General features: G+C 63.6%; 18 protein-coding genes. 10 read left to right on the top strand and 8 right to left on the bottom strand.

The window, feature by feature from the left end; all coding sequences use genetic code 11:
* Positions 1-129: 129 nt before the first annotated feature.
* A complete protein-coding gene (locus AC1Z3V_RS16955; protein WP_483500548.1) occupies positions 130-4,923 on the bottom strand; it encodes an NAD-glutamate dehydrogenase in 4,794 nt (1,597 codons plus the stop codon).
* A 285-nt stretch (positions 4,924-5,208) separates the two neighbouring features.
* Here AC1Z3V_RS16955 and pdxY point away from each other — a divergent pair, with 285 nt between their 5' ends.
* Together pdxY and AC1Z3V_RS16945 are read left to right on the top strand one after the other, a co-directional pair.
* A complete protein-coding gene (gene pdxY, locus AC1Z3V_RS16950) occupies positions 5,209-6,090 on the top strand; it encodes a pyridoxal kinase PdxY (protein WP_483500547.1) in 882 nt (293 codons plus the stop codon).
* Positions 6,091-6,226: 136 nt separating this feature from the next.
* On the top strand, positions 6,227-6,880 hold the full coding sequence (locus tag AC1Z3V_RS16945) for a carbonic anhydrase (protein WP_483504103.1): 654 nt from the start codon (positions 6,227-6,229) through the stop codon (positions 6,878-6,880).
* A 69-nt stretch (positions 6,881-6,949) separates the two neighbouring features.
* Here AC1Z3V_RS16945 and AC1Z3V_RS16940 read toward each other — a convergent pair whose 3' ends face one another.
* From AC1Z3V_RS16940 to AC1Z3V_RS16930, 3 genes are all read right to left on the bottom strand, one after another.
* Complete coding sequence (locus AC1Z3V_RS16940; protein ID WP_429818875.1) at positions 6,950-7,771, bottom strand: lytic murein transglycosylase; 822 nt, start codon at positions 7,769-7,771, stop codon at positions 6,950-6,952.
* A 198-nt stretch (positions 7,772-7,969) separates the two neighbouring features.
* Positions 7,970-9,004, bottom strand: coding sequence for an aspartate-semialdehyde dehydrogenase (locus AC1Z3V_RS16935; RefSeq protein ID WP_173517921.1), 1,035 nt, complete (start codon positions 9,002-9,004; stop codon positions 7,970-7,972).
* A gap of 112 nt (positions 9,005-9,116) precedes the next feature.
* Entirely contained in the window at positions 9,117-9,458 is a 342-nt protein-coding gene (locus AC1Z3V_RS16930; protein WP_483500545.1) for a hypothetical protein, read from the bottom strand.
* An 84-nt stretch (positions 9,459-9,542) separates the two neighbouring features.
* Here AC1Z3V_RS16930 and AC1Z3V_RS16925 point away from each other — a divergent pair, with 84 nt between their 5' ends.
* Positions 9,543-11,390, top strand: coding sequence for an MFS transporter (locus AC1Z3V_RS16925; RefSeq protein ID WP_483504102.1), 1,848 nt, complete (start codon positions 9,543-9,545; stop codon positions 11,388-11,390).
* Positions 11,391-11,501: 111 nt separating this feature from the next.
* Here the strand turns inward: AC1Z3V_RS16925 and AC1Z3V_RS16920 are convergent, their stop codons facing one another.
* Together AC1Z3V_RS16920 and leuB are read right to left on the bottom strand one after the other, a co-directional pair.
* Positions 11,502-12,191, bottom strand: coding sequence for a phosphatase PAP2 family protein (locus tag AC1Z3V_RS16920; RefSeq protein ID WP_483500544.1), 690 nt, complete (start codon positions 12,189-12,191; stop codon positions 11,502-11,504).
* Between the two features lie 203 nt (positions 12,192-12,394).
* A complete protein-coding gene (gene leuB, locus AC1Z3V_RS16915; protein ID WP_483500542.1) occupies positions 12,395-13,507 on the bottom strand; it encodes a 3-isopropylmalate dehydrogenase in 1,113 nt (370 codons plus the stop codon).
* A gap of 529 nt (positions 13,508-14,036) precedes the next feature.
* Here leuB and AC1Z3V_RS16910 point away from each other — a divergent pair.
* Together AC1Z3V_RS16910 and AC1Z3V_RS16905 are read left to right on the top strand one after the other, a co-directional pair.
* Positions 14,037-14,678, top strand: coding sequence for a LysE family translocator (locus AC1Z3V_RS16910; RefSeq protein ID WP_483500540.1), 642 nt, complete (start codon positions 14,037-14,039; stop codon positions 14,676-14,678).
* A 105-nt stretch (positions 14,679-14,783) separates the two neighbouring features.
* Positions 14,784-16,847, top strand: coding sequence for a M3 family metallopeptidase (locus tag AC1Z3V_RS16905; RefSeq protein ID WP_483500538.1), 2,064 nt, complete (start codon positions 14,784-14,786; stop codon positions 16,845-16,847).
* 147 nt (positions 16,848-16,994) lie between these two features.
* On the opposite strand, the gene AC1Z3V_RS16900 is transcribed toward AC1Z3V_RS16905, so the two are convergent.
* Positions 16,995-18,167 carry a dihydrodipicolinate synthase family protein gene (locus tag AC1Z3V_RS16900; RefSeq protein ID WP_483500536.1) on the bottom strand — a complete coding sequence of 391 codons (1,173 nt, stop codon included), beginning with the start codon at positions 18,165-18,167 and terminating at the stop codon, positions 16,995-16,997.
* 298 nt (positions 18,168-18,465) lie between these two features.
* On the opposite strand from AC1Z3V_RS16900, the gene AC1Z3V_RS16895 reads away from it, so the two are divergent.
* From AC1Z3V_RS16895 to AC1Z3V_RS16875, 5 genes are read left to right on the top strand one after another with little or no spacing between them, the layout of a single operon-like run.
* Positions 18,466-19,506 carry a LacI family DNA-binding transcriptional regulator gene (locus AC1Z3V_RS16895; RefSeq protein WP_483500534.1) on the top strand — a complete coding sequence of 347 codons (1,041 nt, stop codon included), beginning with the start codon at positions 18,466-18,468 and terminating at the stop codon, positions 19,504-19,506.
* Complete coding sequence (locus AC1Z3V_RS16890; RefSeq protein ID WP_483500532.1) at positions 19,503-20,504, top strand: Gfo/Idh/MocA family protein; 1,002 nt, start codon at positions 19,503-19,505, stop codon at positions 20,502-20,504. The genes AC1Z3V_RS16895 and AC1Z3V_RS16890 overlap by 4 nt, the downstream gene beginning before the upstream one ends.
* A gap of 4 nt (positions 20,505-20,508) precedes the next feature.
* The gene (locus AC1Z3V_RS16885; protein ID WP_483500530.1) at positions 20,509-22,128 is read left to right on the top strand and encodes an acyl CoA:acetate/3-ketoacid CoA transferase; all 1,620 of its coding nucleotides are present in this window, start codon (positions 20,509-20,511) and stop codon (positions 22,126-22,128) included.
* Positions 22,121-22,900: an enoyl-CoA hydratase/isomerase family protein gene (locus AC1Z3V_RS16880; RefSeq protein WP_483500528.1), complete on the top strand. Its 780-nt coding sequence runs from the start codon at positions 22,121-22,123 to the stop codon at positions 22,898-22,900. The genes AC1Z3V_RS16885 and AC1Z3V_RS16880 overlap by 8 nt, the downstream gene beginning before the upstream one ends.
* Positions 22,900-24,408, top strand: a complete 1,509-nt coding sequence (locus AC1Z3V_RS16875; protein WP_483500526.1) for an aldehyde dehydrogenase family protein — start codon at positions 22,900-22,902, stop codon at positions 24,406-24,408. The genes AC1Z3V_RS16880 and AC1Z3V_RS16875 overlap by 1 nt, the downstream gene beginning before the upstream one ends.
* Positions 24,409-24,507: 99 nt before the next feature.
* Here AC1Z3V_RS16875 and AC1Z3V_RS16870 read toward each other — a convergent pair whose 3' ends face one another.
* Positions 24,508-25,572, bottom strand: coding sequence for a LacI family transcriptional regulator (locus tag AC1Z3V_RS16870; RefSeq protein WP_483500525.1), 1,065 nt, complete (start codon positions 25,570-25,572; stop codon positions 24,508-24,510).
* Positions 25,573-25,712 lie beyond the last annotated feature (140 nt).

Below are 25,712 nucleotides of genomic sequence, written 5' to 3'. Positions count from 1 at the left end.
CTTCAATCGGACCGATTCCAAAAGGTCCAGAGCAGGATCCGGGTGAAAAAACTGCCCGCGCCCCCGTTCCTCCTGGTCAGGCGGACCGGTTCAATCCGATCCGCGCCGATCAAGACGGGACGAACCGTCTCACTTCGCCCGTCCGCGTGCCAGGTCGTTGAGGAGACCTGCAGCAACCGTGATCTTGGCGAGCGTCGTTTCGCCCTTCTCGGTCAGGAGCTGCAGCTGGCCGGTCGCCTGGGCGACACGGACGCGTGCGCTCTCCTCCCAGGCAGCAACCGGGTTGCGTTCCTTCTTCTGCTCGCGCAGCGCTGCTGCGGTGATCTCCCGCCGGGCCGCGGCGATATCGGACACTGCCCGCGACAGAGCCATGGCCTCGAACTGCTCCGTCGCCGGAACGCGATCGGAGGCCGCCAGCAGCCGGTTGATCCGAAGCGTATCGGTGACGGCGAAGTAGCCTTGTGCCGTGCGGCTCAGCGTCTCGCCGGTTTCAGCGGCAATCTGCATGATCTCCGGCACGAGCGTCATCAGCGCCAGTTCCGAGATCTCCTCGGCGAGCTTGGCCGGTACGCCGCCTTCGACGAAGGCCGCCGTCTTCAGCCGTGCTTCTTCGGCGCTCTCGCCGGAAACCGCGGTCCGCATCGTGCCGCGCAGCTTCTGCAGGCCGTCACGCAGGCGCGATACGGCCTCGGAGACGGAGCCGGTCGCTGCATGGGTCCGCAAGGCCCGCTCGGTGACGAGCGTGAAGATGCGGCCGACTTCCTGGTAGAGGATGTTCTGCAGGCCGCCACCGATCTTGTTGTCGAGCGCGTCGATCTCGTCATAGATGCGCGGCAGGTCGAAGCCGTCGAGTGCCAGCACTGCGGCCTTGACGACGTCGGCTGAGAGGAAGCCGGTGGCGTCCGTCAGGGTCGAGACGAAGGCGGGACCGCCGCGGTTGATCACCTCATTGGCGAGGATCGTCGCGATGATTTCGCGGCGCAGGCGATGCCCGCGGATGTCGCCCGCATAGGCCTTGCGCATCTTCGCCGGGAAGTAACGCTCCAGCGTCGCCGTGAAGTACGGATCGTCAGGCAGTTCGCTCGCAATCAGCTCATCGAAGAGAACAAGCTTGGAGTAAGACAGCAGCACGCCGATTTCCGCGCGGGTCAAAGGCTTGCCCGCCTGATAGCGCTCGGTCATCGCCTGGTCGGTCGGCAGTGTCTCGACCTTGCGGTTGAGATGGCCGTCGGCCTCGAGGCGTGTCATGAGCCGGCCAAGCGTCGTACGGTTGCCGAGGCCCTGCATCGCAGTCAGCGAGATTGCCAGCGATTGCTCGTAGTTGTTGCGCAGCACCAGATGGCCCACTTCCTCGGTCATCGAGGCGAGCAGCGTGTTGCGCTTCGCACGGGTCAGGCGACCCTCGCGCATGGCCGAAGCAAGCGCGATCTTGATGTTGACCTCGACGTCCGAGGAGTTGACGCCCGCCGAGTTGTCGATGGCATCCGAATTGCAGCGGCCGCCATTGAGGCCGAAGCCGATGCGGCCCTTCTGGGTAACGCCGAGGTTGGCGCCCTCGCCGATGACGCGGGCGCGGACCTCTTCGGCGGTCACGCGGATGGCATCGTTGGCACGGTCGCCGACTTCCGCATCCGTTTCGTTGCTGCCGCGCACATAGGTGCCGATGCCGCCGAACCAAAGCAGGTCGACCTGGCTCTTCAGGATCGCGTTCATGATCTCGAAGGGGGTGGCCTTCTGCTTGTCGAGGCCGATGGCCGCCATCGCCTGCGGCGTCAGCGTCACCGATTTCTCGGCACGCGAGATGATCATCGCGCCCTCGGAAAGCGTCTTGCGGTCGTAGTCCTGCCAGCTCGAACGCGGCAGGGCGAACATGCGTTTGCGCTCGGCAAAGGAGGCTTCGATATCTGGATTCGGATCGATGAAGATGTCGCGGTGGTCGAAGGCAGCGATCAGGCGGATCTTCTCCGAGAGCAGCATGCCGTTGCCGAAGACGTCGCCCGACATGTCGCCGACACCGGCGACGGTGAAGGGCGTCGTCTGGATGTCGATGTCCATCTCGCGGAAGTGCCGCTTGACGGTCTCCCAGGCGCCGCGGGCGGTGATGCCCATCTTCTTGTGGTCGTAGCCGGCGGAACCGCCGGAGGCGAAGGCGTCGTCGAGCCAGAAGCCCGCTTCCTGCGCAAGGCCGTTGGCGGTGTCGGAGAAGGTCGCCGTGCCCTTGTCGGCGGCAACGACGAAATAGGGGTCGTCGCCGTCGCGGCGCAGCGTATCGGCCGGCGGCACGATATCCTGGCCGACGATGTTGTCGGTCACCGAAAGCAGGGTGCGGATATAGGTCTTGTAGGCTTCGGTACCGGCCTTGAAGACCTCGTCACGGGTGCCGCCGATCGGGAGCTGCTTCGGATAGAAGCCGCCCTTGGCGCCAACCGGCACGATGACGGCGTTCTTGACCTGCTGCGCCTTGACGAGGCCAAGCACTTCCGTACGGTAGTCCTGAGCGCGGTCCGACCAGCGCAGGCCGCCACGGGCGACCTTGCCGAAGCGCAGATGCACGCCCTCGACCTCGGTGCCGTAGACGAAGATTTCGCGGAACGGGCGCGGTTCCGGCAGGCCGTCGAGCTGCTTCGGATCGAGCTTGAAGGCGAGAACCGCGCGCGGCTTGCCCTCTGCATCATGCTGGAAGTAGTTGGTCCGGAGCGTCGCTTCGATCGCGTTGACGTAGCGGCGCAGGATGCGGTCTTCGTCGAGGCTCGGAACGGCTGACAGCGCGTCTTCGATCGCGGAAAGCAGGGCGCTGCACTTCTTGGCACGCGGCTTTTCCTCGAGCTTCGGATCCATGCGGGTCACGAACAGCTTGAAGATATCGGCTGCGATCGCCGGATACTTGTTCAGCGTGTCGGCGATATAGCCCTGCGAATAGGTGATGCCGGCCTGGCGCAGATAGCGGGCATAGGCGCGCAGCACCGTGACTTCGCGGGCATTGAGCCCAGCAAGCAGGATCAGCCGGTTGAAGTTGTCGTCCTCGATCGTGCCGTTCCAGGCGGCGAGGAAGGCCTCTTCCAGGGCCGGGCCCGTCTTGTCGAGGTTCAGCGTGTGTCCGTCGCGGTGGATCAGCTCCATGTCGTGCAGCACGACCTTGCGCTCGTCTTCGCCATGGGCCTCGACGCCGATGTCGTAGGTCTGCTCGCTGATCACCCGGAAACCGAGGTTTTCGAGCAGCGGCACGCGGCGCGACAGCGATACGGGCTCGCCGGCATGGAAGATCTTCAGCTCTGCCGTATCAGCGCGCGTGACGGCGCGCGGGTAGTGATAGAAGGAGATCCGGATCGGGTCTTCCGTCTTGCAGGCGGCGATACCCGCGAGGTCCGCATAGGCTTCCGCCGGCGTGAAGAACGACTGATAGGCCTCGTCGACATTGAGTCCGATGCCGTCCTTGCGCGCGAGCAGATCGAACCGGTCGATCCAGCGCGTCACGATTTCACGAACGGCTTCCTCGAGCTTGGCCTGCGGAATGCGCGGGGTCTTGCCGGCGGAACGGCCGATAATGAAGTGGACGCGGGCCAGGCCGCCTTCCGGGAAGGCCGGGTAGTAAGCCGAGACGCGGCCGTCATAGACCGTCTTCAGGTAGTCGCCGATCTTCTCGCGAACGTCCGAATCATATTGTTCGCGCGGCACGAAGACGATGACCGAGACGAAACGGTCGAAATGGTCGATGCGCGGCAGCACGCGAATGCGCGGCCGGTCGCCGAGTTCGTTGATCTGCTCGCAGAAGGCGGCAAGCAGGCCGACATCGATCTGGAACAGGTCGTCACGCGGGTAGGATTCCAGCGTGTTTGCCAGCATCTTGCCGGAATGGCTCTGCGGATCGTAGCCGAAGTGATCGACGATCTTCTCGATCTTGTGGCGCAGCAGCGGGATCTCGGATGCCTGGCGGGTGTAGGCCGTGGAGGTAAACAGGCCGACGATGCGCAGTTCCCCGGTGACATTGCCGTCGGCATCAAAACGCTTGACGCCGACATAGTCCATATAGGCGCGGCGATGCACGACCGACTTGACGTTGGCCTTGGTGACGATCAGGAAATCCGGACCGTCAAGGAAGGCGAGGATTTCCGGCGTGGTCAGCACCGCGTCCTTGCCCTGGCGCAGGACGCGGACGTCCGGGTTGGAAAGAATACCGAGGCCCCTGCCCTTGCCGCGTTCGACGGCTGCCTTCTCGCCCTTGCCCGAATAGGTGTATTCGCGCATGCCGAGGAAGGTGAAGTTGTTGTCGCGCAGCCAGCGAAGGAAGGCGAGCGCCTCGTCGCGGTCGCTCTTCTTGCGCGACGCATTGTAGGCCTCGAGCTCCTGCATGGCCTGGTCGAGCAGCGCCGTCATCGCCGGCCAGTCGTGCACGGTCTGATGCACCTGCTCCAGCACGTCGCGAATGCGGTTGCTGAGATGTTCGGCCTCGACGGGCGCGAGCTTGGTCAGATGGATCTGGATGTGGCTGACGCGGTGCGCCGGATCGCTTGCCTCTTCCGGATCGAAGAGCTTCGCCGGCTTGCCCGGTTCCTGAACCAGAATGGGGTGGATCGCGAGGTGAATATCGCGGTGCGTGCTGGTGATCTCTCCCATGATCGAATCATAGAGAAACGGCATGTTGCGTTCGGTAATCGCGATGATAGAAACCTCGGTGCCGCCAGGTGCGACGCCGGCGACGCTCTCGACCGAAACCTGTGGCTTGCCGCCGTCCCAGCGGGCGAGTTCACGGTGCGCATGGGCTGCAATCAGCGCCAGCATGTCCGCCGAATAGAGATCGAGGTCGTCGTTGCTGGCCCCACCGAAGAGGATCTCCGGCGCCAGCCCGTCGACGCCCAGTTTGATGGCGGCCGCCTTTGCTGCGTCGATGTGTCTGTCCCGCTTCGGATTGTATTTCACGCCCATGAAGTCTCTCCCACTCATGATAGGCCAAACCCTATCAGAACCATGGCTAATGGCGACCGCTTTTTACGCCGATTTCGGCAAAATCGAGCCCAAAATCGGAGAATTTCACGTGAAAACAGCTTAAATCCATTTAAATCGAAGGCAATTTCGCGAAAATTGCTCGAAAATCGATGAAAAAGCACGAAAACGCCAGCGGCTTCTGCGGGACCCATCTGCCATCGGCTGTTGACAGGGCGGTGACAGTCGGGTGATCAGAGTTTCTAGACTGAAGGATTGGACTCGTCGATGCCCGAAATGCCCTCCCTGCCCGGCGCCGTCATCGTCATCTCGAGCCATGTCGTGCGTGGCAAGGTCGGCAACCGGGCCGCAGTCTTCGCGCTGGAGACGCTGGGGCATCCGGTCTGGGCACTGCCGACGGTCATTCTTCCCTGGCATCCCGGGCATGGGCGCTCGACGCGGGTCACCATTCCGGATGCGGATTTCCAGTCGGTAATCGACGATCTCATTGCAGCGCCCTGGGTGGGCGAGGTGCGCGCCGTGCTTTCGGGCTATCTCGGCTCGACCGGTCAGGCCGAAGGTGTCGCGCGCCTGGTGGCAGCCCTCAGGGAGCGTAATCCCAAGCTCATCTATGCCTGCGATCCCGTCATCGGCGATGCCGGCGGGCTCTATGTTCCGGAGGCGACCGCGACGGCTATTCGCGACCGGTTGCTGCCGCTTGCCAATCTGGCGACGCCGAACCGCTTCGAGCTTGCCTGGCTCTCCGGCGCCACGCTGGAAACGAATACGGCAATCCTCGATGCTGCTCTCGGCCTCGGCCCGGCCCGCGTGCTGGTGACCTCGGCAGTGCCGATGATGAGCGGCGGCACGGGCAACCTCTTCCTTTCGGGCAATCATGCGCTGCTCGCCGAGCATCGGCTGGTCGAGAATCCGCCGAATGGCACAGGCGACTTGCTGACTGCCGTGTTCCTTGCGCGACTTCTCGAAGGACTGTCGGAAGAGCGCGCATTGCAGATGGCGACCGCGAGCGTGTTCGAGATCATCGCGCGCAGCGTCAAGCGCGGTGCCGATGAACTGACGATCGAGCAGGATGCCTCGAGCCTTTCGACGCCGATGGCGATGGTGCAGATGCGCCGTCTGGTGCATCCGAATCAGATACGGCGAAAATAGAAAATAGAAGAAGCTGTTCATCGACGATGCCTGGAAGACATCGTGGATTGAACTTTAGATCATGATGATTTTCATGACTTGGAGCGTGATGCGGGCGAAGGCCCGCGTCTGGCTCGAAGCAGCAGCGGAGAAACCGATGGACAAGCAGCAGCAGCGTTTTCCGGATCACCTTCTGAACGGCTACCACAACTTCATGAATGGCCGCTTCAACGAACAGCAGAAACGCTACAAGGCGCTCGCGGAATCCGGCCAGAAGCCGAAGACGATGGTCGTCGCCTGTTGCGATTCGCGTGCGGCGCCGGAAACGATCTTCGACAGCGGCCCGGGCGAACTCTTCGTCGTGCGCAACGTTGCCAATCTGATGCCGCCCTATGAACCCGACGGTCATTATCACTCGACGTCGGCCGCCCTGGAGTTCGCCGTGCAGTCGTTGCGCGTCAGCGATATCGTCGTGATGGGGCATGGCCGCTGTGGCGGCATCAAGGCGGCACTCGATCCGGATGCCGAGCCCTTGTCGCCCGGTGATTTCATCGGTCGCTGGATGCACCTCCTGAAGCCGGCAGCCGAGCAGATCCAGAGCAACGACATCATGACCCAGGCGGAGCGCCAGCGCGCGCTCGAGCGGGTCTCGATCCGCAACTCGCTTGCAAACCTGCGCACCTTTCCCTGCGTTCAGATCCTTGAGGCCAAGGGCAAGCTGCATCTGCATGGCGCCTGGTTCGACATCTCGACCGGCGAGCTCTGGGTGATGGACCCGGCGACCGGCGACTTCTCCCGTCCGGGCATGTAGCCAGCAAAAAGCCCGGTCCATTCGAACCGGGCTTGAGACTTTCTCAGAAAAGGTCGGATATCCGAAAGATCAGAGGCCGTCGATCTCCGCGCCGATGATGGCAATTGCCTGCTGGTAGACGCTTGCCGCGTTCCAGCCCTGGATCGCAGCGAAGTTCGCCTGGCCGGGCTGATAGCCCGCACCCGGCTGCCAGCCGTGGCCGCGCAGGAAGTTGGCGGTCGAAGCCAGTGCGTCGGCCTTGGAACGCACCATGTCGATGTGGCCATTGCCATCGCCATCGACGCCGTACTTCAAGACGTTGGCCGGCAGGAACTGGGTCTGGCCGATCTCGCCGTGGGCAGCACCGTGCGCATCCGGGCTCAGATCGCCGCGCTGCACGAGCTGCAGCGCCGCATAGAGCTGGTCGGTGAAGTAGTCCGAGCGGCGGCAGTCATAGGCAAGCGTCGACACGGCCGAGAGCGTATGCTCCTTGCCCATGAAGCCGCCGAAGCCGGTCTCCATGCCCCAGATGGCGATCAGCGGGCCGGCCGGCACGCCGAAACGCTGCTCGATGCTGGTGAACAGCGCGGCGTTCTGCTGCTTCATCTTCTTGCCGCGGGAAATGATCGCCTGGCCACCGCGCTTCTGCATGAACTGGTCAAGCGACAGCTTGAAGCTCTTCTGGCCGCGGTCGGCGCGGATCGTCGCCTTGTTGTAGGAGACGCTCGACAGGGCGCGATCGAGGACTGCAGGGCTGATCCCGTTGCCGGAGGCTTCCTGCTTGAAGTTCTGCACCCAGGCAGCAAAGCCGCTGCCGTCATTGCCGCATTGGGCAGCAGATGCCATAGCCGGAAAAATTGCAGTCGAAATCAGGGCAGCAAGCCCCACTGCTACGCACTTTGCCCTGTGCATGAAATACCCCGTCATAGCCCGAATCTCGTTGCTTTCAAAAAATGCCAGCCTTCGCCGGCGGTGTCACCTACCGGGAGTGGCGGGTAACTTTATCGTGGTTTCACGTGATTCCGGGGCGACACCGCCCATGGCCCGTGAAACAGGAAACCCGCCAAGCCCGGATGAGCTCGGCGGGAGCGAACTGCTCTACAGCCTCTTTCAGGCCGCCTGCTTGCGCGGCTTGATAAGGCCACGGTTGACCAGGAGCTCGGCGATCTGGATCGCGTTCAGTGCGGCGCCCTTGCGCAGGTTGTCGGAGACAACCCACAGGTTGAGGCCGTTTTCGACCGTGGCGTCTTCGCGGATGCGCGAGATATAGGTCGCGTCTTCGCCGGCGCATTCGTACGGCGTGACGTAGCCGCCGTTTTCGTGCTTGTCGACGACCAGGCAACCCGGTGCCTCGCGCAGGATGTCGCGCGCTTCATCGGCGGTGATCTCGTTTTCGAATTCGATGTTGACCGATTCCGAATGGCCGATGAACACGGGAACGCGCACGGCGGTGCAGGTCACCTTGATCTTCGGATCGAGCATCTTCTTGGTTTCAGCCAAGACCTTCCACTCTTCCTTCGTGTAGCCGTCTTCCATGAACACGTCGATGTGCGGGATGACGTTGAAGGCGATGCGCTTGGTGAACTTCTTCGATTCGATCGGGTCGGCAACGAAGACCGCGCGGGTCTGGTTGAAGAGCTCGTCCATGCCCTCCTTGCCGGCACCGGAAACCGACTGGTAGGTCGAGACGACGACGCGCTTGATCTTGGCGTGGTCGTGCAACGGCTTCAGCGCGACGACGAGCTGGGCGGTCGAGCAATTCGGGTTGGCGATGATGTTCTTCTTGGTGAAGAGCGAGACCGCATCCGGGTTTACTTCAGGCACGATCAGCGGCACTTCGGCGTCGTAGCGCCAGGCCGAAGAATTGTCGATGACGACGCAGCCCTGCTGGCCGATCTTCGGCGAATACTTGAGCGATACCGCGCCGCCGGCCGACATCAGGCAGATATCGGTATCGGAGAAATCGTAGTTTTCGAGGTTCTTGACCTTGAGGGTCTTGTCGCCGAAGGAAACTTCCGTGCCCTGGGAGCGGGCGGAAGCAAGGGCGACCACTTCATCCGCGGGAAAGCCGCGTTCGGAAAGAATGTTCAGCATCTCCCGGCCGACATTGCCGGTGGCGCCTGCGACTGCAATCTTGAAACCCATGATCTAAGCTCTCTTTCTGTCTCTCCTCATCGGGTGGAGGGGGAACCGCGCGCGTTGCCGCGAAGGTTCCGGTCCCCGGCCTTACCGGGGAGAGAGCGGAGGGCCAGAGACGTCAGACGGTTTTCGTCGTCGTTTTGGCCGTTGTTTTGCAAGCGAACGAAAAATCGACAGCCTGCCCCGCGGCAAGAGCCGGCAGGATCAAAGCAGCGATGGCTGGACCGATCGGTCGCATGGTGATGATTTCCTCGTTCGACGCTGCTCTTACGCGGTTTTGGGGAAGAGTCAAGACATGGCGGCGCTGCGGCGCCTTTGCCGGGCCCTCCGCGGTCGATCGCCGCATTAGACGAAAGTCATAAGCCGAAAGCATCTCTGCCTGCGACGGCGCTTTTCTGACATCCTTCAGATCAGGCGCACCACGCCCGGCGATTCTAGGGAGGAATGCCGGGCCAGCCAATGGGCGCTCCAACAAGCTGTTTTGGAGTGGAGGATAAGCAAAGTGGCAAATATCGCGACAGCGGAGGACGCAAAAACGCGTCCGATGACCGGCGAGGAGAAGAAGGTCATCTTCGCCTCGTCGCTTGGTACCGTGTTCGAATGGTACGATTTCTACCTCTACGGCTCACTCGCCGTCTATATCGGCGCGACCTTCTTCAGTTCCTATCCGGAAACGACGCGAAACATCTTCGCGCTTCTGGCATTCGCAGCCGGCTTCCTGGTGCGTCCGTTCGGCGCCCTGGTTTTCGGTCGCCTCGGCGATCTCGTCGGCCGCAAGTACACCTTCCTCGTGACGATCCTGATCATGGGCCTGTCGACCTTCCTGGTCGGCATCCTGCCCGGCGCTGCTTCGATCGGTATCGCCGCGCCGATCCTGCTCATCGCCCTGCGCATGCTGCAGGGCCTGGCGCTCGGCGGTGAATATGGCGGTGCCGCCACCTATGTGGCCGAACATGCGCCGCATGGGCGCCGCGGCTACTTCACCTCCTGGATCCAGACCACGGCGACGCTCGGCCTGTTCCTGTCGCTGGTGGTGATCCTGCTCGTGCAGTTTGTCGTCGGCAAGGAAGCCTTCGCCGCCTGGGGTTGGCGCATTCCCTTCCTTCTGTCCTGCGTGCTGCTCGGTATCTCCGTCTGGATCCGCCTGAAGATGAACGAATCGCCCGCCTTCAAGAAGATGAAGGAAGAGGGCAAGGGCTCCAAGGCACCGCTGTCGGAAGCCTTCGGTCAGTGGAAGAACGCCAAGATCGCGCTTCTGGCACTGTTCGGCGCTGTCGTCGGGCAGGCGGTCGTCTGGTACTCCGGTCAGTTCTACGCCCTGTTCTTCCTGACAGGCGTGCTCAAGGTGGACGGCCAGTCGGCCAACTTGATGGTCGCCGCCTCGCTGCTGATCGGCACCGGCTTCTTCGTGTTCTTCGGCTGGCTCTCCGACAAGATCGGTCGCAAACCGATCATCATGGCCGGTCTGCTGCTTGCCATGCTTACCTACTTCCCGCTGTTCAAGGCGATGACCTGGGCCGGCAACCCGGCGCTCGCACAGGCCCAGGCAACGGTCCGCGCGACCGTGACTGCGGCACCGGGCGACTGCAAGTTCCAGTTCAACCCGACCGGTACGGCGAAATTCACCACCTCGTGTGACATCGCAACGGCGTTCCTGACCAAGAACTCGGTGCCTTATGACGTCGTTACGACCGCAGCCGCCGGTACGGCCGCAACGGTCAAGGTCGGCGAAACCACGATCAACAGCTACGACGCCGCCGCCGCCGGTGATGGCGCCAAGGCTGCCAACGGTGCCTTCGAAAAGCAGGTCAATATGGCGCTTCACGATGCCGGCTACCCGCTGGTTCGTGGTGCGGCGAAGGTTCCGGAATCCAAGCTTGACGCCTTCGTTGCCGCCAACCCGGAGTTGTCGCTCGATGCGGCTGCCGTCCGCGGCGGCGAAAAGACCATGGTTCCCGCGGAGAAGCTGATCGCTGACAAGCTGCTGACCAAGGATGAAGTCGGCGCTGCCACCGAGATGGCCGTCTACACGATCGCCGGCGGCGGCACCTTCGCGATGGTGGCGGATCCCGCCAATGTCAACTGGACTATGATCATCGCCGTTCTGACCGTGCTCGTCATCTACGTGACGATGGTCTACGGCCCGATCGCGGCGCTGCTGGTCGAACTCTTCCCGACCCGTATCCGCTACACCGGCATGTCGCTGCCCTACCACATCGGCAATGGCTGGTTCGGCGGCCTGCTGCCGGCAACGGCCTTCGCGATGAGCGCGGCCCAGGGCGATATCTACTACGGCCTCTGGTACCCGATCGTGTTCGCAGGCATCACGCTGGTGATCGGTCTGCTGTTCCTGCCGGAAACGAAGGATCGCGACATCCACGCGATGGACTAGACGCTGAAATCACGCAATTCCGGGCGGAAACCGTTTCGTCCGGAATTGCCCGGATCTTCCCCGAGCTATCACGGCTCTCCTGACTCCGGCGCGGTCTTCCGCGCCGGCTTTTTATTTGGCCTGGTCGCTGCGTCCCAGCAACGGCCAGCCACCCGGGCCGAGATGGAACAGCCGGCCATACCTGGCGAAGAGAAACGCCATCATCACCGATGTCCAAAGGCCGAGCAGCAGCCCGGCAGCGACGTCACTTGGATAATGCGCGCCAACGATGACGCGGGAGACGCCGATCATCAGCGCGAGGATCAGAAACAGCGGCCTCAGCTTCGGCAGCAGCATGGCGAAGACGCCGAAGAAGGCGCCGGCGGCGGTCGAATGGCCGGAGGGAAAACTCTCGTAGAGATTGGTGTTGGCAAATGGCGTCAGACTATAGGCGCCGAGCTCGGTGAAGAGCTCCGGCCGGGCCCGGCCGACGATAATTTTCAGCGTGTGCACCAGCACGCTGGCCGTGCCGATCGTCAGGAGAAAATAGGCCGCAAGATCGCTGGCGGTGCTTGCCCTGCGCTGAAGCGGCTCCTGCTTTGCCGCGCGCCGCACGACGAAGGCGACGGCCAGGGCGGTGGCGGAAAGATAGATCATCCAGCCGAAGCGGCCGAAGTCGGTGATCTTTTGGTTGAAGGCGACGATGCCGGCGGGCAAGCCCTGCGCCTTCTGGGACAGAAACGGGTCCAGCGGAACAAGGGCGAACACGAGGACGATCGTCGTCAGCAAAATCCATCCGGTGGCCACCAATGGTCGTTTCATGACTCTCCGTCCGGCCGCCAGTACTCGTCAGTCCTGCGGTCATTTGTCTTTTGACTGGCTCTCGGGCCATCTCTCCCGATGTGTCGGTTCTTTTGGCAAATTCAAGGCGTCAAACGCAAGACACCTCCGGATGCGCTCCGGAGGTGCCTGTTTGTCGGGTGGTGGCCGGCGCCGGGCCGGTGCCATGCGGCATCGTCCGCTGATCAGGCCGACAGCGCCTTGAACTCGGAAAGGATGGCGTCGCCCATCTCTGTCGTGCCGACCTTCCTCGCGCCTTCGGCCATGATGTCGCCGGTGCGGATGCCCTGGTCGAGCACATTGGCGATCGCCTTTTCGAGATTGTCGGCCTCCTTCGTCAGGTTGAAGGAGTAACGCAGGCACATGGCGAACGAGGCGATCATCGCGATCGGGTTGGCAATGCCCTTGCCGGCGATGTCCGGGGCCGAGCCATGCACCGGCTCGTAGAGCGCCTTGCGCTTGCCGCTGACCGCATCCGGGGCGCCGAGCGAGGCCGACGGCAGCATGCCGAGCGAGCCGGTCAGCATCGCCGCCACGTCCGACAGCATGTCGCCGAACAGGTTGTCGGTGACGATGACGTCGAACTGCTTCGGCTGGCGCACCAGCTGCATGCCGCCGGCGTCCGCCAGCATGTGCTCGAGCTGAACGTCGGCATATTTCGCCTTGTGCGTCTCGGTCACCACCTGGTTCCACAACACGCCCGACTTCATGACGTTGCGCTTTTCCATCGAGCAGACGCGGTTCTGCCTTGTGCGGGCGAGCTCGAAGGCGACGCCGGCGATGCGCTCGATCTCGTAGGTGTCGTAGACCTGGGTGTCGATGCCGCGCTTCTGGCCGTTGCCGAGATCGACGATCTCCTTCGGCTCGCCGAAATAGACGCCGCCGGTCAATTCACGCACGATCAGGATGTCGAGGCCTTCGACCAGCTCCGGCTTCAGCGACGAGGCGGCCGCCAGCGCCGGATAGCAGATCGCCGGGCGCAGGTTGGCGAAGAGCTCGAGGTCCTTGCGCAGGCGCAACAGACCGGCTTCCGGGCGGACCTCGTAGGGCACCGCATCCCACTTCGGCCCGCCGACGGCGCCGAACAGCACCGCGTCGGCGGCCAGCGCCTTCTTCATGTCCGCTTCCGAGATCGCCTGGCCGTGGGCGTCATAGGCCGAACCGCCGACCAGGCCCTCGTCCGTCACGAAGCCGGCGCCAAGCTCGGCATTCATGTAGGCGATGATTTTGCGGACTTCCGCCATGGCTTCCGGGCCGATGCCGTCGCCGGGCAGAAGGAAGAGGTTGCGCACAGTCATGGATAGTCCTTCTCGCGGGGAAAACTGACTGCATGTCCCCTTAGACCGGGCCGATCCAAGGGGAAAACATGCAGCCCTTCAAATAGTGCTACGCGGCCTTTGTCCGTCTGAACGGACGCATGGCGCTGCAGGCCGCCTTCTAGCGCAACTTCGTGTCGAGGGAAATCATCGCGACGAAAGATTTGTGCGTCCGGCATGGCCGCGCGTTCCCGGAGAAACAGGCGGTTGTACCGGCATATGGAATGCTTCCGATGCGAGCGTGTCCGAGGGGCAGGCTTATCCACCGGGAGAGGAGCGCAACCATGCGGAAATTCATCCGCGCCGTAATGGCGATGCTGCAGGCGACCATCGATGCTCTGACCTTTGTCGGCCGCAGCCGCGGACGGTGACCGCCTTGGCGGAGATGGGGGCTGGGCGCGCCACCTTCCCTGCTCCACCGATCTAACGGCTGGCATCGAATGCCTTGCTTTCCTCTTGACGGAATCGGTGCTGCGGGATCGAATGCCGGCGATACAATCAGGAATATGCCATGTCCGAGACGCTGTTGATCGGAGCCTTTCTCGCCGCCCTCTCCTATACGCTCATTCCAGGCCCCGCCTTTCTGGCATTGCTCGGTATCGGTGCCGGCCAGGGGCGCAAGGCAGGCGCCCTGTTCATGGGCGGGCATCTGGCTGGCGATATTCTCTGGTCGACCCTGGCGCTGGTCGCAATCGTCGGCGCCCGTTCCGTCGGGACGACGATCTTCGATATCCTCGGCCTTTTCTGCGGTGTCTATCTCGGCTGGATCGGCTGGACGGCGCTGCGGGCGCGGCCGGCCGGCGAAAATCGGGCGCTGCTGGCGGTCGAGCGTCCGTTGCGGCGCGGCCTGATCTTCGGGCTCACCAATCCCAAGGGCTACCCGGTAGCGCTCGCAACCTTCACGGCCCTGCTTGCCGGTTCCGCCAACGCGCTTGAATTCGACGCGCTGCCGGCCCTGCTTGGCGTTTCGCTGGTCGGCTTTCTCGTTGCCGACCTGATCCTGATCATCGTCATCGGTGCTTCGGTGGTGCGGCGCTTCTATCGTCGCCACGAACTGGCGATCGTCAGGCTCTCCGGACTCCTGTTCATGGGCTTTGCCGTCCAGGCGGTCTGGCATGCCGCACCCGGCCTTCTCGGCCTGCGCAAACCTTGACGGTGTCCCCGCCGGCAACCACCTTCATTTTCGCCGCTTCCTGTTGTCATAGGTCGCCGGCCCCCTCCCCGGTCTTGAGCCGGACCGCATGCGAAAGGATTTCTGATGACCACCAGCACCCCGCTCAACCCCGCACTCACGCAGTGGACCGGACACGAGGGCCTGCCGCGTTTCGATCTGGTGAAGGACGAGGATTTCGCCCCGGCTTTCGACGCCGCCTTCCGGGAACATGAGGCGGAGATTGACGCGATCGCCGAAAATCCTGCCGCGCCCACCTTCGAGAACACGATCGTCGCGCTCGAGATCGCCGGCGACGGGCTTTCGCGGGTGTCCTCGATCTTCTGGAACAAGGCCGGCGCCGACACCAACGAAACGATCCAGGCTCTGGAACGGGAGATCGCGCCGAAGATGTCGCGGCACTATTCGAAGATTGGCATGAACGCGGCGCTGTTCAAGCGCATCGATACGCTGTGGCAGGGACGTCGGGCCCTCGGTCTCGATCTCGAAGCGACGCGCGTGCTCGAGCGGCACTGGAAGGGTTTCGTCAAGTCCGGCGCCAAGCTCGAAAAGCCTGAGCAGGAACGACTGGCGGGAATCAACGAGAAGCTCGCCGGCATCGGCGCCAAGTTCGGCCAGAACGTGCTTGCCGACGAGAAGAGCTGGGTGCTGTTCCTGGAGAGCGAGGAGCAGCTCGCCGGTCTGCCGGACTTCCTGCGTGATGCGATGGCGGCGGTCGCCGAGGATCGCGGTCAGAAGGGAAAATACGCGGTCACCCTGTCGCGCTCGATCATTGAACCGTTCCTGACCTTCTCGGACAATCGCGAGCTCCGTGAACAGGCCTTCCGGGCCTGGATTGCGCGCGGCGAGAACGGCGGTGACACCGACAATCGCGGGCTGATTGCCGAGATGCTGGCGCTGCGCGCGGAAAAGGCGAAGCTGCTCGGCTACGAAAACTTCGCGTCGCTGAAGCTCGACGACACCATGGCGAAGACGCCGGCCGCCGTGAACGGTCTGCTGATGCAGGTCTGGGAAAAGGCCGTTGCCCGCGCCCGCGAGGAAGAGGCCGAACTCGCGCGGCTCATTGCCGACGAGGGCCGCAATCACGACGTCATGCCCTGGGACTGGCGCCACTACGCCGAGAAGCTCCGGGCCGAGAAGTTCAATTTCTCCGAAGGCGAACTCAAGCCTTACCTGCAGCTCGAAAAGATCATCGATGCCTGCTTCGACGTTGCCAAGCGCCTGTTCGGCATCACCGCGACGGAGAAGAAGGGCGTTGCTGCCTACCATCCCGATGTGCGTGTCTTCGAGATTCGCGATGCGGCGGGCAAGCTGGTGGCGCTCTTCCTGGGTGACTATTTTGCCCGGCCCTCCAAGCGCTCCGGCGCGTGGATGAGTTCGTTCCAGTCGCAGCACAAGCTCAAGCTGAAGAACGGTGCCGAGGGCGAACTGCCGATCATCTACAACGTTTGCAACTTCGCCAAGCCCGCCGAGGGCAAGCCGGCGCTGCTGTCGCTGGACGATGCCCGCACGCTCTTCCACGAGTTCGGGCACGCCTTGCATGGCATGCTATCGAACGTCACCTATCCCTCGGTTTCCGGGACCGGCGTCTCGCGCGATTTCGTCGAGCTGCCGTCGCAGCTTTACGAGCACTGGCTGACGGTGCCGGAGATCCTCAAGCGCTACGCAGTGCATTACCAGACCGGCGAGCCGATGCCGCAGGCGCTGCTCGACAAGGTGCTGGCGGCCCGGACCTTCAACTCCGGATTCGCGACCGTGGAGTTCACCTCCTCCGCCCTGGTCGACATGGCTTATCATACGGCTGAGGCGACGGCGGAGCCGATGGCGCTCGAAGCGAAGAAGCTCGATGAGATCGGCATGCCCCGATCGATCGTCATGCGTCACCGCAGCCCGCATTTCCTGCATGTCTTCTCCGGCGATGGCTATTCGGCCGGCTACTATTCCTACATGTGGTCGGAAGTGCTTGATGCCGATGCCTTCGCGGCCTTCGAGGAGACCGGCAACGCCTTCGATCCGGCGATGGCCGCCCGTCTCAAGGACAACATCTATTCGGTCGGCGGATCGGTCGACCCGGAGGATGCCTACAAGGCGTTCCGCGGCAAGCTGCCGAGCCCGGACGCGATGCTTGCGAAGAAGGGGCTGGCAGCCTGAGCCGCTTCAATCTCCGATCACGCCACCCGGTGTGACCGGTCGGCCGCCGCATCTGGGTGAGCCTGGCCACGTTCCGACCGGAGGCCGGGCCCTCCGGGTTCAAGTCACGTGCAGGTGGCGTCTCACAGGGGCGCCATCTGATTTTCCTTACGCGCCCTGGTCCACGCCCAAGGTCGATAGCAGGCTTTTCATCCTCTCTGCCGCCAGTTCCGGCCGGTCGAGCACATTGGCGCGGTCGGCGAGGCGGAAGATGTCGGCATAGTGCAGCACTCCACGGGCGGATTGCATGCCCGCCGGCATGGTGAAGTGGCGCTGATGACCGTTCAGCCAGGCGAGAAAGACGACGCCGGCCTTGTAGTATTGGGTCGGTGCTTCGAAGATCTTGCGCGACAGCGGCACGGTGGGCTCGATCACGCCGCGGAAAGTGGCGAGGTCGCCCTTCGCGAGAGCGGTGAGCGCCTTGGAGGCCGAGGGTGCCACCGCGTCGAAGATGCCGAGCAAGGCATGGCTAAACTTCGTACCGTCGCCTTCGATCAGTTCCGCATAGTTGAAGTCGTCGCCGGTGAAACAGAGCACGCCTTCGGGCAGGCGATTGCGCAACGCCACTTCCTTGGTGTTGTCGAGCAGCGAGATCTTGATGCCTTCCACCTTGTCGCGGTTGGCCTCGATGATCGAGAGCACAGTATCGAGCGCCTGATCGAAATCCTCGGAGCCCCAATATCCACGAAGCTGCGGATCGAACATGTCGCCCAGCCAGTGCAGCACGACCTTGTGCCGGGTCTGGCGAAGGATGTGCCCGTAGACGTGGCGATAGTCGTCGGCCGAGCGCGCGACACGGGCGAGCGCCCGGCTTGCCATCATGATCGCCCTGCCCCCCTCGCCCTCGACGAACCCGACCTGCTCCTCATAGGCGGCGATCACGTCGTCCAGCGATCGTGTGTCGGCGGGCGCCAGATGGTCGGTCCCGGCGCCGCAGGCAAGGTCGGCCCCAGGCACCTGCCGCGCATCGGCAAGCGAGCGGCGGATCAGCTCCTGCGCGCCCGGCCAGGCAAGGCCCATGCCGCGCTGGGCGGTATCCATCGCCTCGGCGATCTTGAAGCCCAGGCTCCAGAGGTGGTGGCGAAACGCCATCGTTGCGTCCCAGTCGATCGCCGGATTGCCCCAGGGATCGAGATCGCGAAGCGGATCCGAGACCACATGGGCGGCCGCATAGGCAATGCGGTTGAAGGTCGGTGGCGTCTGCGGCCGTTCGATCGGGGTTCCCGCCAGGCGGTAGTGTTCGAGCGAGCCGTCTTGGCGCGGCAGCGTCAGGCTTGTCATCGGGGTCGGTCTCCTCCGCGGAAATTTGTCTTGAAATACTTTGGATCGTTCCAAATGGCAAGCGGCAATGTTTTTGGATGTGTGACCCACGCCGGATCGCTGATGAAGAAGTCGCGAATATATCTTTATTTTTCATCGTATTATCATGATAAAAATCTCTATTGGCATCGGTAAACGAGGCTGATCAATCATGCAATGAGAGTGTGTGGGAGAAAAAAGTGATCAGCCGTCTCTTGACGAAATTGGAACGTTCCAATTATGAAGGAGGAAAGCAGGCGAGAGAATTCGGGAGGATGCTGTGGTCAAGGAGAGGGTAACGGTCATCGATATTGCGCGCGCCGCCGGCGTGTCGAAGTCGACCGTGTCGCTCGTTCTCCAGGGCAGCTCGCTCGTCAACGAGGCGACGCGCGCCAAGGTCAATGCCGCCATCCGCGACCTCGGCTATGTCTATAATCGCAGCGCCGCCAATCTTCGCCAGGCGAAGTCCAAGATCATCGGCATCGTCGTCAACGATCTCACCAACAGCTTCTTTGCGGAGCTCGCCGTCGGCGTCGATGCCGTGGTGCAGTCGGCGGGCTTCGTGCAGTTTCTCGCCAATACCGGCGAAAAGGTCGAACGCCAGCGCGAAGTGGTGGCATCGATGCGCGAGCACGGTGTTTCCGGCCTGATCGTGTCGCCGGCGCGCGGCACGGAAGCGGCGGATCTCGCGCCGCTCGTCGCCAGCGGCATTCCCGTCGTTCTGGTCGTGCGCGACATTGCCGGCGCCCATGTTTCGTCGCTGACCTCCGACAACCACGCCGGCGCCATGGCTGCCGTGCGGCATTTGATCGAGCGCGGTCACCAGCGCATCGCCTTCCTCGGCGGTTTTCCGGATACCGCCGTGTTCGAGGCGCGCATGCGCGGCTATCGCGATGCTCTCAGCGAGGCCGGCATTCCGGTCTCCGATGCGCTGATCATCGGTTCGGCGCCATCGCGTGCCGGCGGCGTGACGGCGGTGGAGCAGGCGATGATGCTCGCCGACCGGCCGACGGCAGCGCTCTGCTTCAACGATGCGGTTGCATTCGGCGTCTGCGACGGCCTGAGGGCGCGGCGGCTGGAGCCGGGCGCGGATTTTGCCGTCATCGGTTTCGACGACGTGATCGAGGCGAAGACCGCCGTGCCGGCGCTGACGACGGTTTCCGTCGATCCGCAGGGCATGGGCCAGCGGGCCGCCGAATTGCTGCTGAAGCAGATCAAGGCCGGGAAGGCGGAGCCGGAAGCGATCGTCGGTTCGGTCCGTCTCGTCGTCCGCCAGAGCTGCGGTGCTGCGGTCGAAAGAAAAAGGGAGGCATTGGCATGACGCGTTGGGGTCTGATCGGCGCAAGCACGATTGCGCGCGAATGGGTGATCGGCGCGATCCGCGCCGCCGGAGGCGATGTCGTTTCCGTCATGAGCACCAGCGCCGAGCGTGGTGCCGCCTATGCCGAAGAGAACGGCATCGCCAAGTCGGTGACCTCGGTCGCGGAGCTCGTCGGCGATCCCGATGTCGATGCCGTCTATGTCTCAACCACCAACGAACTGCACCGTGAGCAGACGCTGGCAGCGATCGCCGCCGGCAAGCACGTGCTCTGCGAAAAGCCCTTGGCGATGACGCTGGAGGATGCGCGTCAAATGGTGACGGCGGCACAGGAGGCGGGCGTCGTGCTCGCCACCAACCATCACCTGCGCAACGCGGCCACCCATCGCGCCATGCGCGATGCAATCGCCGAAGGCAAGATCGGCCGGCCGATTGCCGCGCGGGTCTTCCACGCGGTCTACCTGCCGCCGCATCTCCAAGGCTGGCGGCTGGAGCGGCCGGATGCCGGCGGCGGCGTCATCCTCGACATCACCGTGCACGATGCCGATACGCTGCGCTTCATTCTCAACGACGACCCGATCGAAGCTGTCGCCATCAGTCACAGTGCCGGCATGGGCAAGGAAGGTCTGGAGGACGGCGTCATGGGTGTGCTCCACTTCCGCTCCGGCGTCATCGCCCAGTTCCACGACGCCTTCACCGTGCGCTTCGCCGAGACCGGCCTCGAGGTGCATGGCACCGAAGGTTCGCTGATCGGCCGCAAGGTCATGACCCAGCGACCGGTCGGAACCGTGACGCTGCGCAATGCCGATGGCGAGACGGAACTCACGCTCGACCATCGCAATCTCTACGAAACCGCACTTTCCGCATTCCATGCCGCCGTCAGAGGCGAAGGCCAACCGTCGGCCTCGGGCGAAGACGGCGTCTGGTCGCTGGCGACCGGTCTTGCCGTCGTCAAGGCGGCTGCGACCGGCCAGGCGGTGGCGATCGAAACGGGACTTTGAACTCATGTCGATGAACAAGCATATCTCGCCGGCCGAAGCGGCTGCTCTGATCCCGGATGGAGCGGTGGTTTCGGTCTCGTCATCCAGCGGTCTCGGCTGCCCCGACCTGATGCTGAAGGCGATCGGAGAACGCTTCGAGACGACCGGTCACCCACGCGATCTCACGACGCTGCACCCGATCGCCGCCGGCGACATGAGCGGCATCAAGGGTGTCGACTACATCGCCAGGAAGGGTCTCTTGAAGAAGATCATCGGCGGCTCCTATCCGTCCGGTCCGTCGAGCGCCGAGCCCCCGCTGATCTGGCAGATGATCGGCGCCAACGAGGTGGCTGCCTACAATATTCCCTCCGGCATCCTCTTCGACATGCATCGCGAAGCGGCCGCCAGGCGCCCGGGCGTGATGACCAAGGTCGGGCTCGATACCTTCGTCGACCCGTCGCGCGAAGGCTGCGCCATGAATGCTTCGGCGGCCGCGGAGCCGGTGGTCAAGAAGGTCTCGTTCGAGGGTGAGGACTGGCTCTATTTCAAGGCGATCGCGCCTGAGGTCGCGATCATCCGCGCGACGACCGCCGACGAGCGCGGCAACCTCACCTACGAGCACGAGGGCGCCTATCTCGGCGGCCTCGACCAGGCGCTCGCCGCCCGCAACAATGGCGGCATCGTCATTGCCCAGGTCAAGCGCATCACCAAGGAAGGGTCGCTGAAGCCGCACGACGTGCGCGTGCCCGGCGTCCTGGTGGATTATGTCATCGTCGATCCCGACCAGAAGCAGACAACCCAGACGCTCTACGATCCGGCGATCTCCGGCGAGATCTTCCGGCCGCTCGACAGTTTCCGCGTGCCGGAGTTCAACATCCAGAAGGTGATTGCCCGCCGGGTGGCGCAGGAGTTGCAAGCCGGCAGCGCCGTCAATCTCGGCTTCGGCATTTCTGCCAACGTGCCGCGCATCCTTTTGGAAGAGGGGCTGCATGGTGCGGTCACCTGGGTGATCGAGCAGGGCGCCGTCGGCGGCGTGCCGCTTCTCGATTTCGCCTTCGGCTGCGCCTCGAATGCCGATGCATTCATGCCTTCGCCTTACCAGTTCACCTATTTCCAGGGCGCCGGCTTCGATGCCTCGCTGCTCTCCTTCCTCGAGATCGACCGCAACGGCTCGGTCAATGTGTCGAAGCTCTCGTTCCGTCCACATGTAACGGCGGGTGCCGGCGGCTTCGTCGATATCACCGCGCGGGCGAAGAAGATCGTCTTCTCCGGGATGTTCAACGCGGGCGCCAAGCTCGCGATCGCCGATGGCAAGCTGGTGATCGAAAAGGAAGGTAAGCTGAAGAAGCTGGTCAACGAGGTCGAGCACGTCACCTTCTCCGGCCGTCGCGGCATCGAGCAGGGCCAGGACATCACCTATGTGACGGAGCGATGCGTGATGAAGCTGACGCCTCAGGGCGTCATGCTGACGGAGATCGCGCCGGGCGTCGATCTGCAGGCACATATTCTCGACCAGTCCGAGTTCCGGCTGCTCGTTTCCGACAAGCTGAAGACAATGGATGCCTCCCTGTTCCGGGAAGCTCCCATCGGACTCGAATTGCCGAAGAAGCCGGCACGCCGGCTTGAGGGAGGCGCGCGTGGCTGAGGGCCGTATCCGCATTGAGGTGGATGGAGCGATCGCGACCATGACGGTCGCCCGTCCGGAAAAGCTCAACGCCTTCGACATCGATATGCTGAAGGCGCTGGCATCCGCCTGCGATATGGTCGAGGCCGATCGCAACGTCCGCGTCGTCATCCTCACTGGCGAAGGCAAGGCATTCTCCGCCGGAGGCGACATCAAGGCCTGGGGTGACATGGACGCGCCCGCCTTCGGTCATGACTGGGTGCGTTTCGGTCACCGCGTCTTCGAGCGGCTGGCGACGCTGCGCATGCCGGTCATCGCCGCGCTCAATGGCCACGCGCTCGGCGGCGGGCTGGAGTTAGCCGCCGCCGCCGACATCCGCCTGGCAGAAACGCAGATCAAGATCGGCCTGCCGGAGACGAGCCTCGGCATGGTGCCGGGCTGGTCCGGCACGCAGCGCCTGGTCTCGCGCTTCGGTGCCCAGATCGTCAGGCGCATGGTGCTCGGCGGCGAGATGCTCACGGCCGAGGCCGCTCTTTCCGAAGGCCTGGTCGATGCCGTGGTCGAAACCGGCACGGCGCTTGCTGCCGCCCGCGACTATGCGGCGCGTGTCGCCAGGCGCGGGCCCGCGGCGCTCGAAATTTCGAAACTGATGATCGCTTCGGCAAATGGCGAAGACAATGGTGCCGCGGTCGAGGCGCTCGGCTCGATCCTCGTCGCCAAGACCGGCGACCTCAAGGAAGGTGTCGCCGCCTTCTCCGAGAAGCGTGAAGCCCAATTCAAGGGAGAATGGTAATGACCGTGCTCGTGAAACCCAAGCCGATCGAAGGTCACAAGGTCCGCGCCTTCCAGATGCTGATCGACGGCAAATGGGTGGACAGCGCCGAAGGACGCACGATCGAACGCGTGGCGCCCGGTCACGGCGTCGTCGTCAGCCGCTATCAGGCCGGCACCAAGGCAGACGCCGAGAAGGCGATTGCCGCCGCGCGCCGCGCCTTCGACGAAGGCACCTGGCCGCGCATGACCGCGTCGCAGCGCTCGCTGGTGCTTTTGCGTGCCGCCGACATCATCGCCGAACGGGCCGATGAACTTGCCTATCTCGACGCGATCGAATCCGGCAAGCCGATCAGCCAGGCAAAGGGCGAACTCGGCGGTGCCGCCGATATCTGGCGCTATGCCGCGGCGCTGGCGCGCGACCTGCATGGCGAAAGCTACAACACGCTCGGCGACGGCACGCTTGGCGTCGTGCTGCGCGAAGCGGTCGGTGTCGTCTCGATCATCACGCCCTGGAATTTCCCGTTCCTGATCGTCAGCCAGAAGCTGCCCTTTGCGCTCGCCGCAGGCTGCACCACGGTCGTCAAGCCGTCGGAACTGACTTCGGCCTCGACCCTGCTGCTCGGCGAAATCCTGGAAGCGGCCGGTGTTCCCGCCGGTGTCGTCAACATCATCACCGGCACCGGGCCCGAGGTCGGTGCGCCGATGACCAGCCACCCGGATGTCGACATGGTGTCCTTCACCGGCTCGACCGGCGTCGGCCGGCTGACCATGGCGAGTGCGGCGCAGACGCTGAAGAAGGTGTCGCTGGAGCTTGGCGGCAAGAACCCGCAGATCGTCTTCCCGGATGCCAATCTCGACGAGTTCATCGATGCGGCCGTCTTCGGCGCCTATTTCAATGCCGGCGAATGCTGCAACGCCGGGTCGCGGCTGATCCTGCATCGCGATATCGCCGAGGAGGTGACGCGCCGCATCGCCGAGCTTTCGGCCAAGGTGAAGGTCGGCGATCCGCTCGACCCGCAAACACAGGTCGGCGCGATCATCACGCCGCAGCATCTGGAAAAGATCGCCGGCTATGTTTCTGCCGCTTCCAGGGACGGCGCTGCGGTCGCTCATGGCGGCACGGCACTTGATCTTGGCATGGGGCAGTTCATGGCCCCGACGATCCTTTCGGCCGTGCGGCCCGATATGGCGGTGGCACGCGAAGAGGTGTTCGGCCCGGTTCTCTCGGTGCTGACCTTCGAGACGACGGAAGAAGCGATCCGGATCGCCAATGCGATCGACTACGGCCTTTCGGCCGGCGTCTGGAGCCGCGACTTCGACACCTGCCTTACGATCGGCCGCCGCGTGCGCGCCGGCACCATCTGGATGAACACGTTCATGGATGGCGCGTCCGAGCTGCCGTTCGGCGGCTATCGCCAATCCGGGCTCGGTCGCGAGCTCGGCCGCCACGCGGTCGAAGACTATACCGAGACCAAGACGCTCAACATGCATATGGGGTCGCGCACAGGCTGGTGGATGCCGCGCTAAGGCTGGAACAGGGGAGGAGAGGACATGCGGACCAGGAAAGGAACACGGCAGCAGCACGCAGCGTCACATGACGCCGCCCTGCGCGCCTGTTCCGTCCGCTCAGCCGGCCGCGCCGAAGCTCGATGGGATCTGCGGACAGAGCAGCAGTTGCAGCTTGCTGACGTCGCCCTCGCCGCCGATCTTCTGCAGCAGCACGCGGCCCATGTCCTCGCCGGTCGCCGTCAGGTCCTCGTAGATTGTCTCGACCTGCGGCTGGATGGCGCTGAGAAGATGCGAGGTCTGCTTGGCGACGATGTCGTATTCGCGGCCGAGTGTCAGTCCGCAATCGCTCATGCCGGTGATGGTCGCCAATGCACAGACCTCGCCGCCGCACATGAAGCTGTCGGGCGGATCGGGCTCGGCGTAGCGCTGGCGGATCCGGTCGCGGATCGCGCCCGCGGGACTGTCGAGGTCGATGCCGGAGAGGATCTCGTAGGCGCAGCCGGCCTCGCGCACGGCGGTCATGAAGCCGTGCTGCAGATGGCCGGCAAAGGTGAAGTCGGCGGGGCCGCTGATCAGGGCGGGCTTGCGCCTGCCCTTGGCGATCAGGCGTTTCGTCGCCTGGTAGGAAAAGGTGAAGTTGTCGTAGTCGACATAGGGGTGCGGGGTCGAAAGTTCCGTACGTCCATGGGTGACGAAGGGAAAGCCGAGATCGGACAGCAGCCGGACGCGCGGATCGAGCGGTTCCGTGCGCGAGAAGATCAGGCCGTCGGCCATGCCGTTGCGGGTGATGTAGTGCACCGCTTCGACATTGGTCGAGTTGAGGAAGTTCGGCATGACGATCAGGTGATAGGCGGTGCCCTGCAACGCCTTGGCGATGCCGCTCATGATCGAGGTGCCGTAGCCGAGGATTTCCTCGTGCGGGTCGAGCAGCACGCCGATGACATTGGTGCGGCCGGTTTTCAGGCGCTGGGCGGCCCGGTCGGGCGAGTAGCCGATCTGATCGGCGACCTCGCGCACCCGCTTGCGGGTTTCGATGGAGATCTGCGGCGCGTCGGAAAGCGCGCGCGAAACGGTGGTGACCGCAAGGCCGGTGATTTCCGCGATGGTCCGAAGGGTCGGCTTGCTGCGCTTGGCGGCAGCGCCACTGTCTTCGTGGTGGGCGGGCTTGGAGGGATCGGCCAATGCTAGTCATCCTGAAAGCGGGCAAGAGCGGGTTTTGTAACGTGGAGCGAACGCTTAGGCAATCGAATCATGAAAACGTTTTAAATCTCGCATTGCGGTACGGATTGTTGCACCGCAATAGCTAGTGTGTGCTATATAAT

This window comes from Ensifer sp. 38_S197 (genome assembly GCF_056924495.1).
The sequence above is the reverse complement of the archived record's forward strand: the minus strand, read 5'-3'. Positions and strand labels throughout refer to the sequence as shown.

Excerpts from the sequence above, each read along its gene's own strand:
- AC1Z3V_RS16890 (WP_483500532.1), top strand. The coding sequence starts at position 19,503 with ATGACGCGTTGGGGTCTGATCGGCGCAAGCACGATTGCGCGCGAATGG.
- AC1Z3V_RS16900 (WP_483500536.1), bottom strand. The coding sequence starts at position 18,167 with ATGACAAGCCTGACGCTGCCGCGCCAAGACGGCTCGCTCGAACACTAC.
- AC1Z3V_RS16920 (WP_483500544.1), bottom strand. The coding sequence starts at position 12,191 with ATGAAACGACCATTGGTGGCCACCGGATGGATTTTGCTGACGACGATC.
- AC1Z3V_RS16940 (WP_429818875.1), bottom strand. The coding sequence starts at position 7,771 with ATGCACAGGGCAAAGTGCGTAGCAGTGGGGCTTGCTGCCCTGATTTCG.
- AC1Z3V_RS16910 (WP_483500540.1), top strand. The coding sequence starts at position 14,037 with ATGTCCGAGACGCTGTTGATCGGAGCCTTTCTCGCCGCCCTCTCCTAT.
- AC1Z3V_RS16875 (WP_483500526.1), top strand. The coding sequence starts at position 22,900 with ATGACCGTGCTCGTGAAACCCAAGCCGATCGAAGGTCACAAGGTCCGC.
- pdxY (WP_483500547.1), top strand. The coding sequence starts at position 5,209 with ATGCCCGAAATGCCCTCCCTGCCCGGCGCCGTCATCGTCATCTCGAGC.
- AC1Z3V_RS16945 (WP_483504103.1), top strand. The coding sequence starts at position 6,227 with ATGGACAAGCAGCAGCAGCGTTTTCCGGATCACCTTCTGAACGGCTAC.
- leuB (WP_483500542.1), bottom strand. The coding sequence starts at position 13,507 with ATGACTGTGCGCAACCTCTTCCTTCTGCCCGGCGACGGCATCGGCCCG.
- AC1Z3V_RS16925 (WP_483504102.1), top strand. The coding sequence starts at position 9,543 with ATGACCGGCGAGGAGAAGAAGGTCATCTTCGCCTCGTCGCTTGGTACC.
- AC1Z3V_RS16885 (WP_483500530.1), top strand. The coding sequence starts at position 20,509 with ATGTCGATGAACAAGCATATCTCGCCGGCCGAAGCGGCTGCTCTGATC.
- AC1Z3V_RS16935 (WP_173517921.1), bottom strand. The coding sequence starts at position 9,004 with ATGGGTTTCAAGATTGCAGTCGCAGGCGCCACCGGCAATGTCGGCCGG.
- AC1Z3V_RS16955 (WP_483500548.1), bottom strand. The coding sequence starts at position 4,923 with ATGGGCGTGAAATACAATCCGAAGCGGGACAGACACATCGACGCAGCA.
- AC1Z3V_RS16905 (WP_483500538.1), top strand. The coding sequence starts at position 14,784 with ATGACCACCAGCACCCCGCTCAACCCCGCACTCACGCAGTGGACCGGA.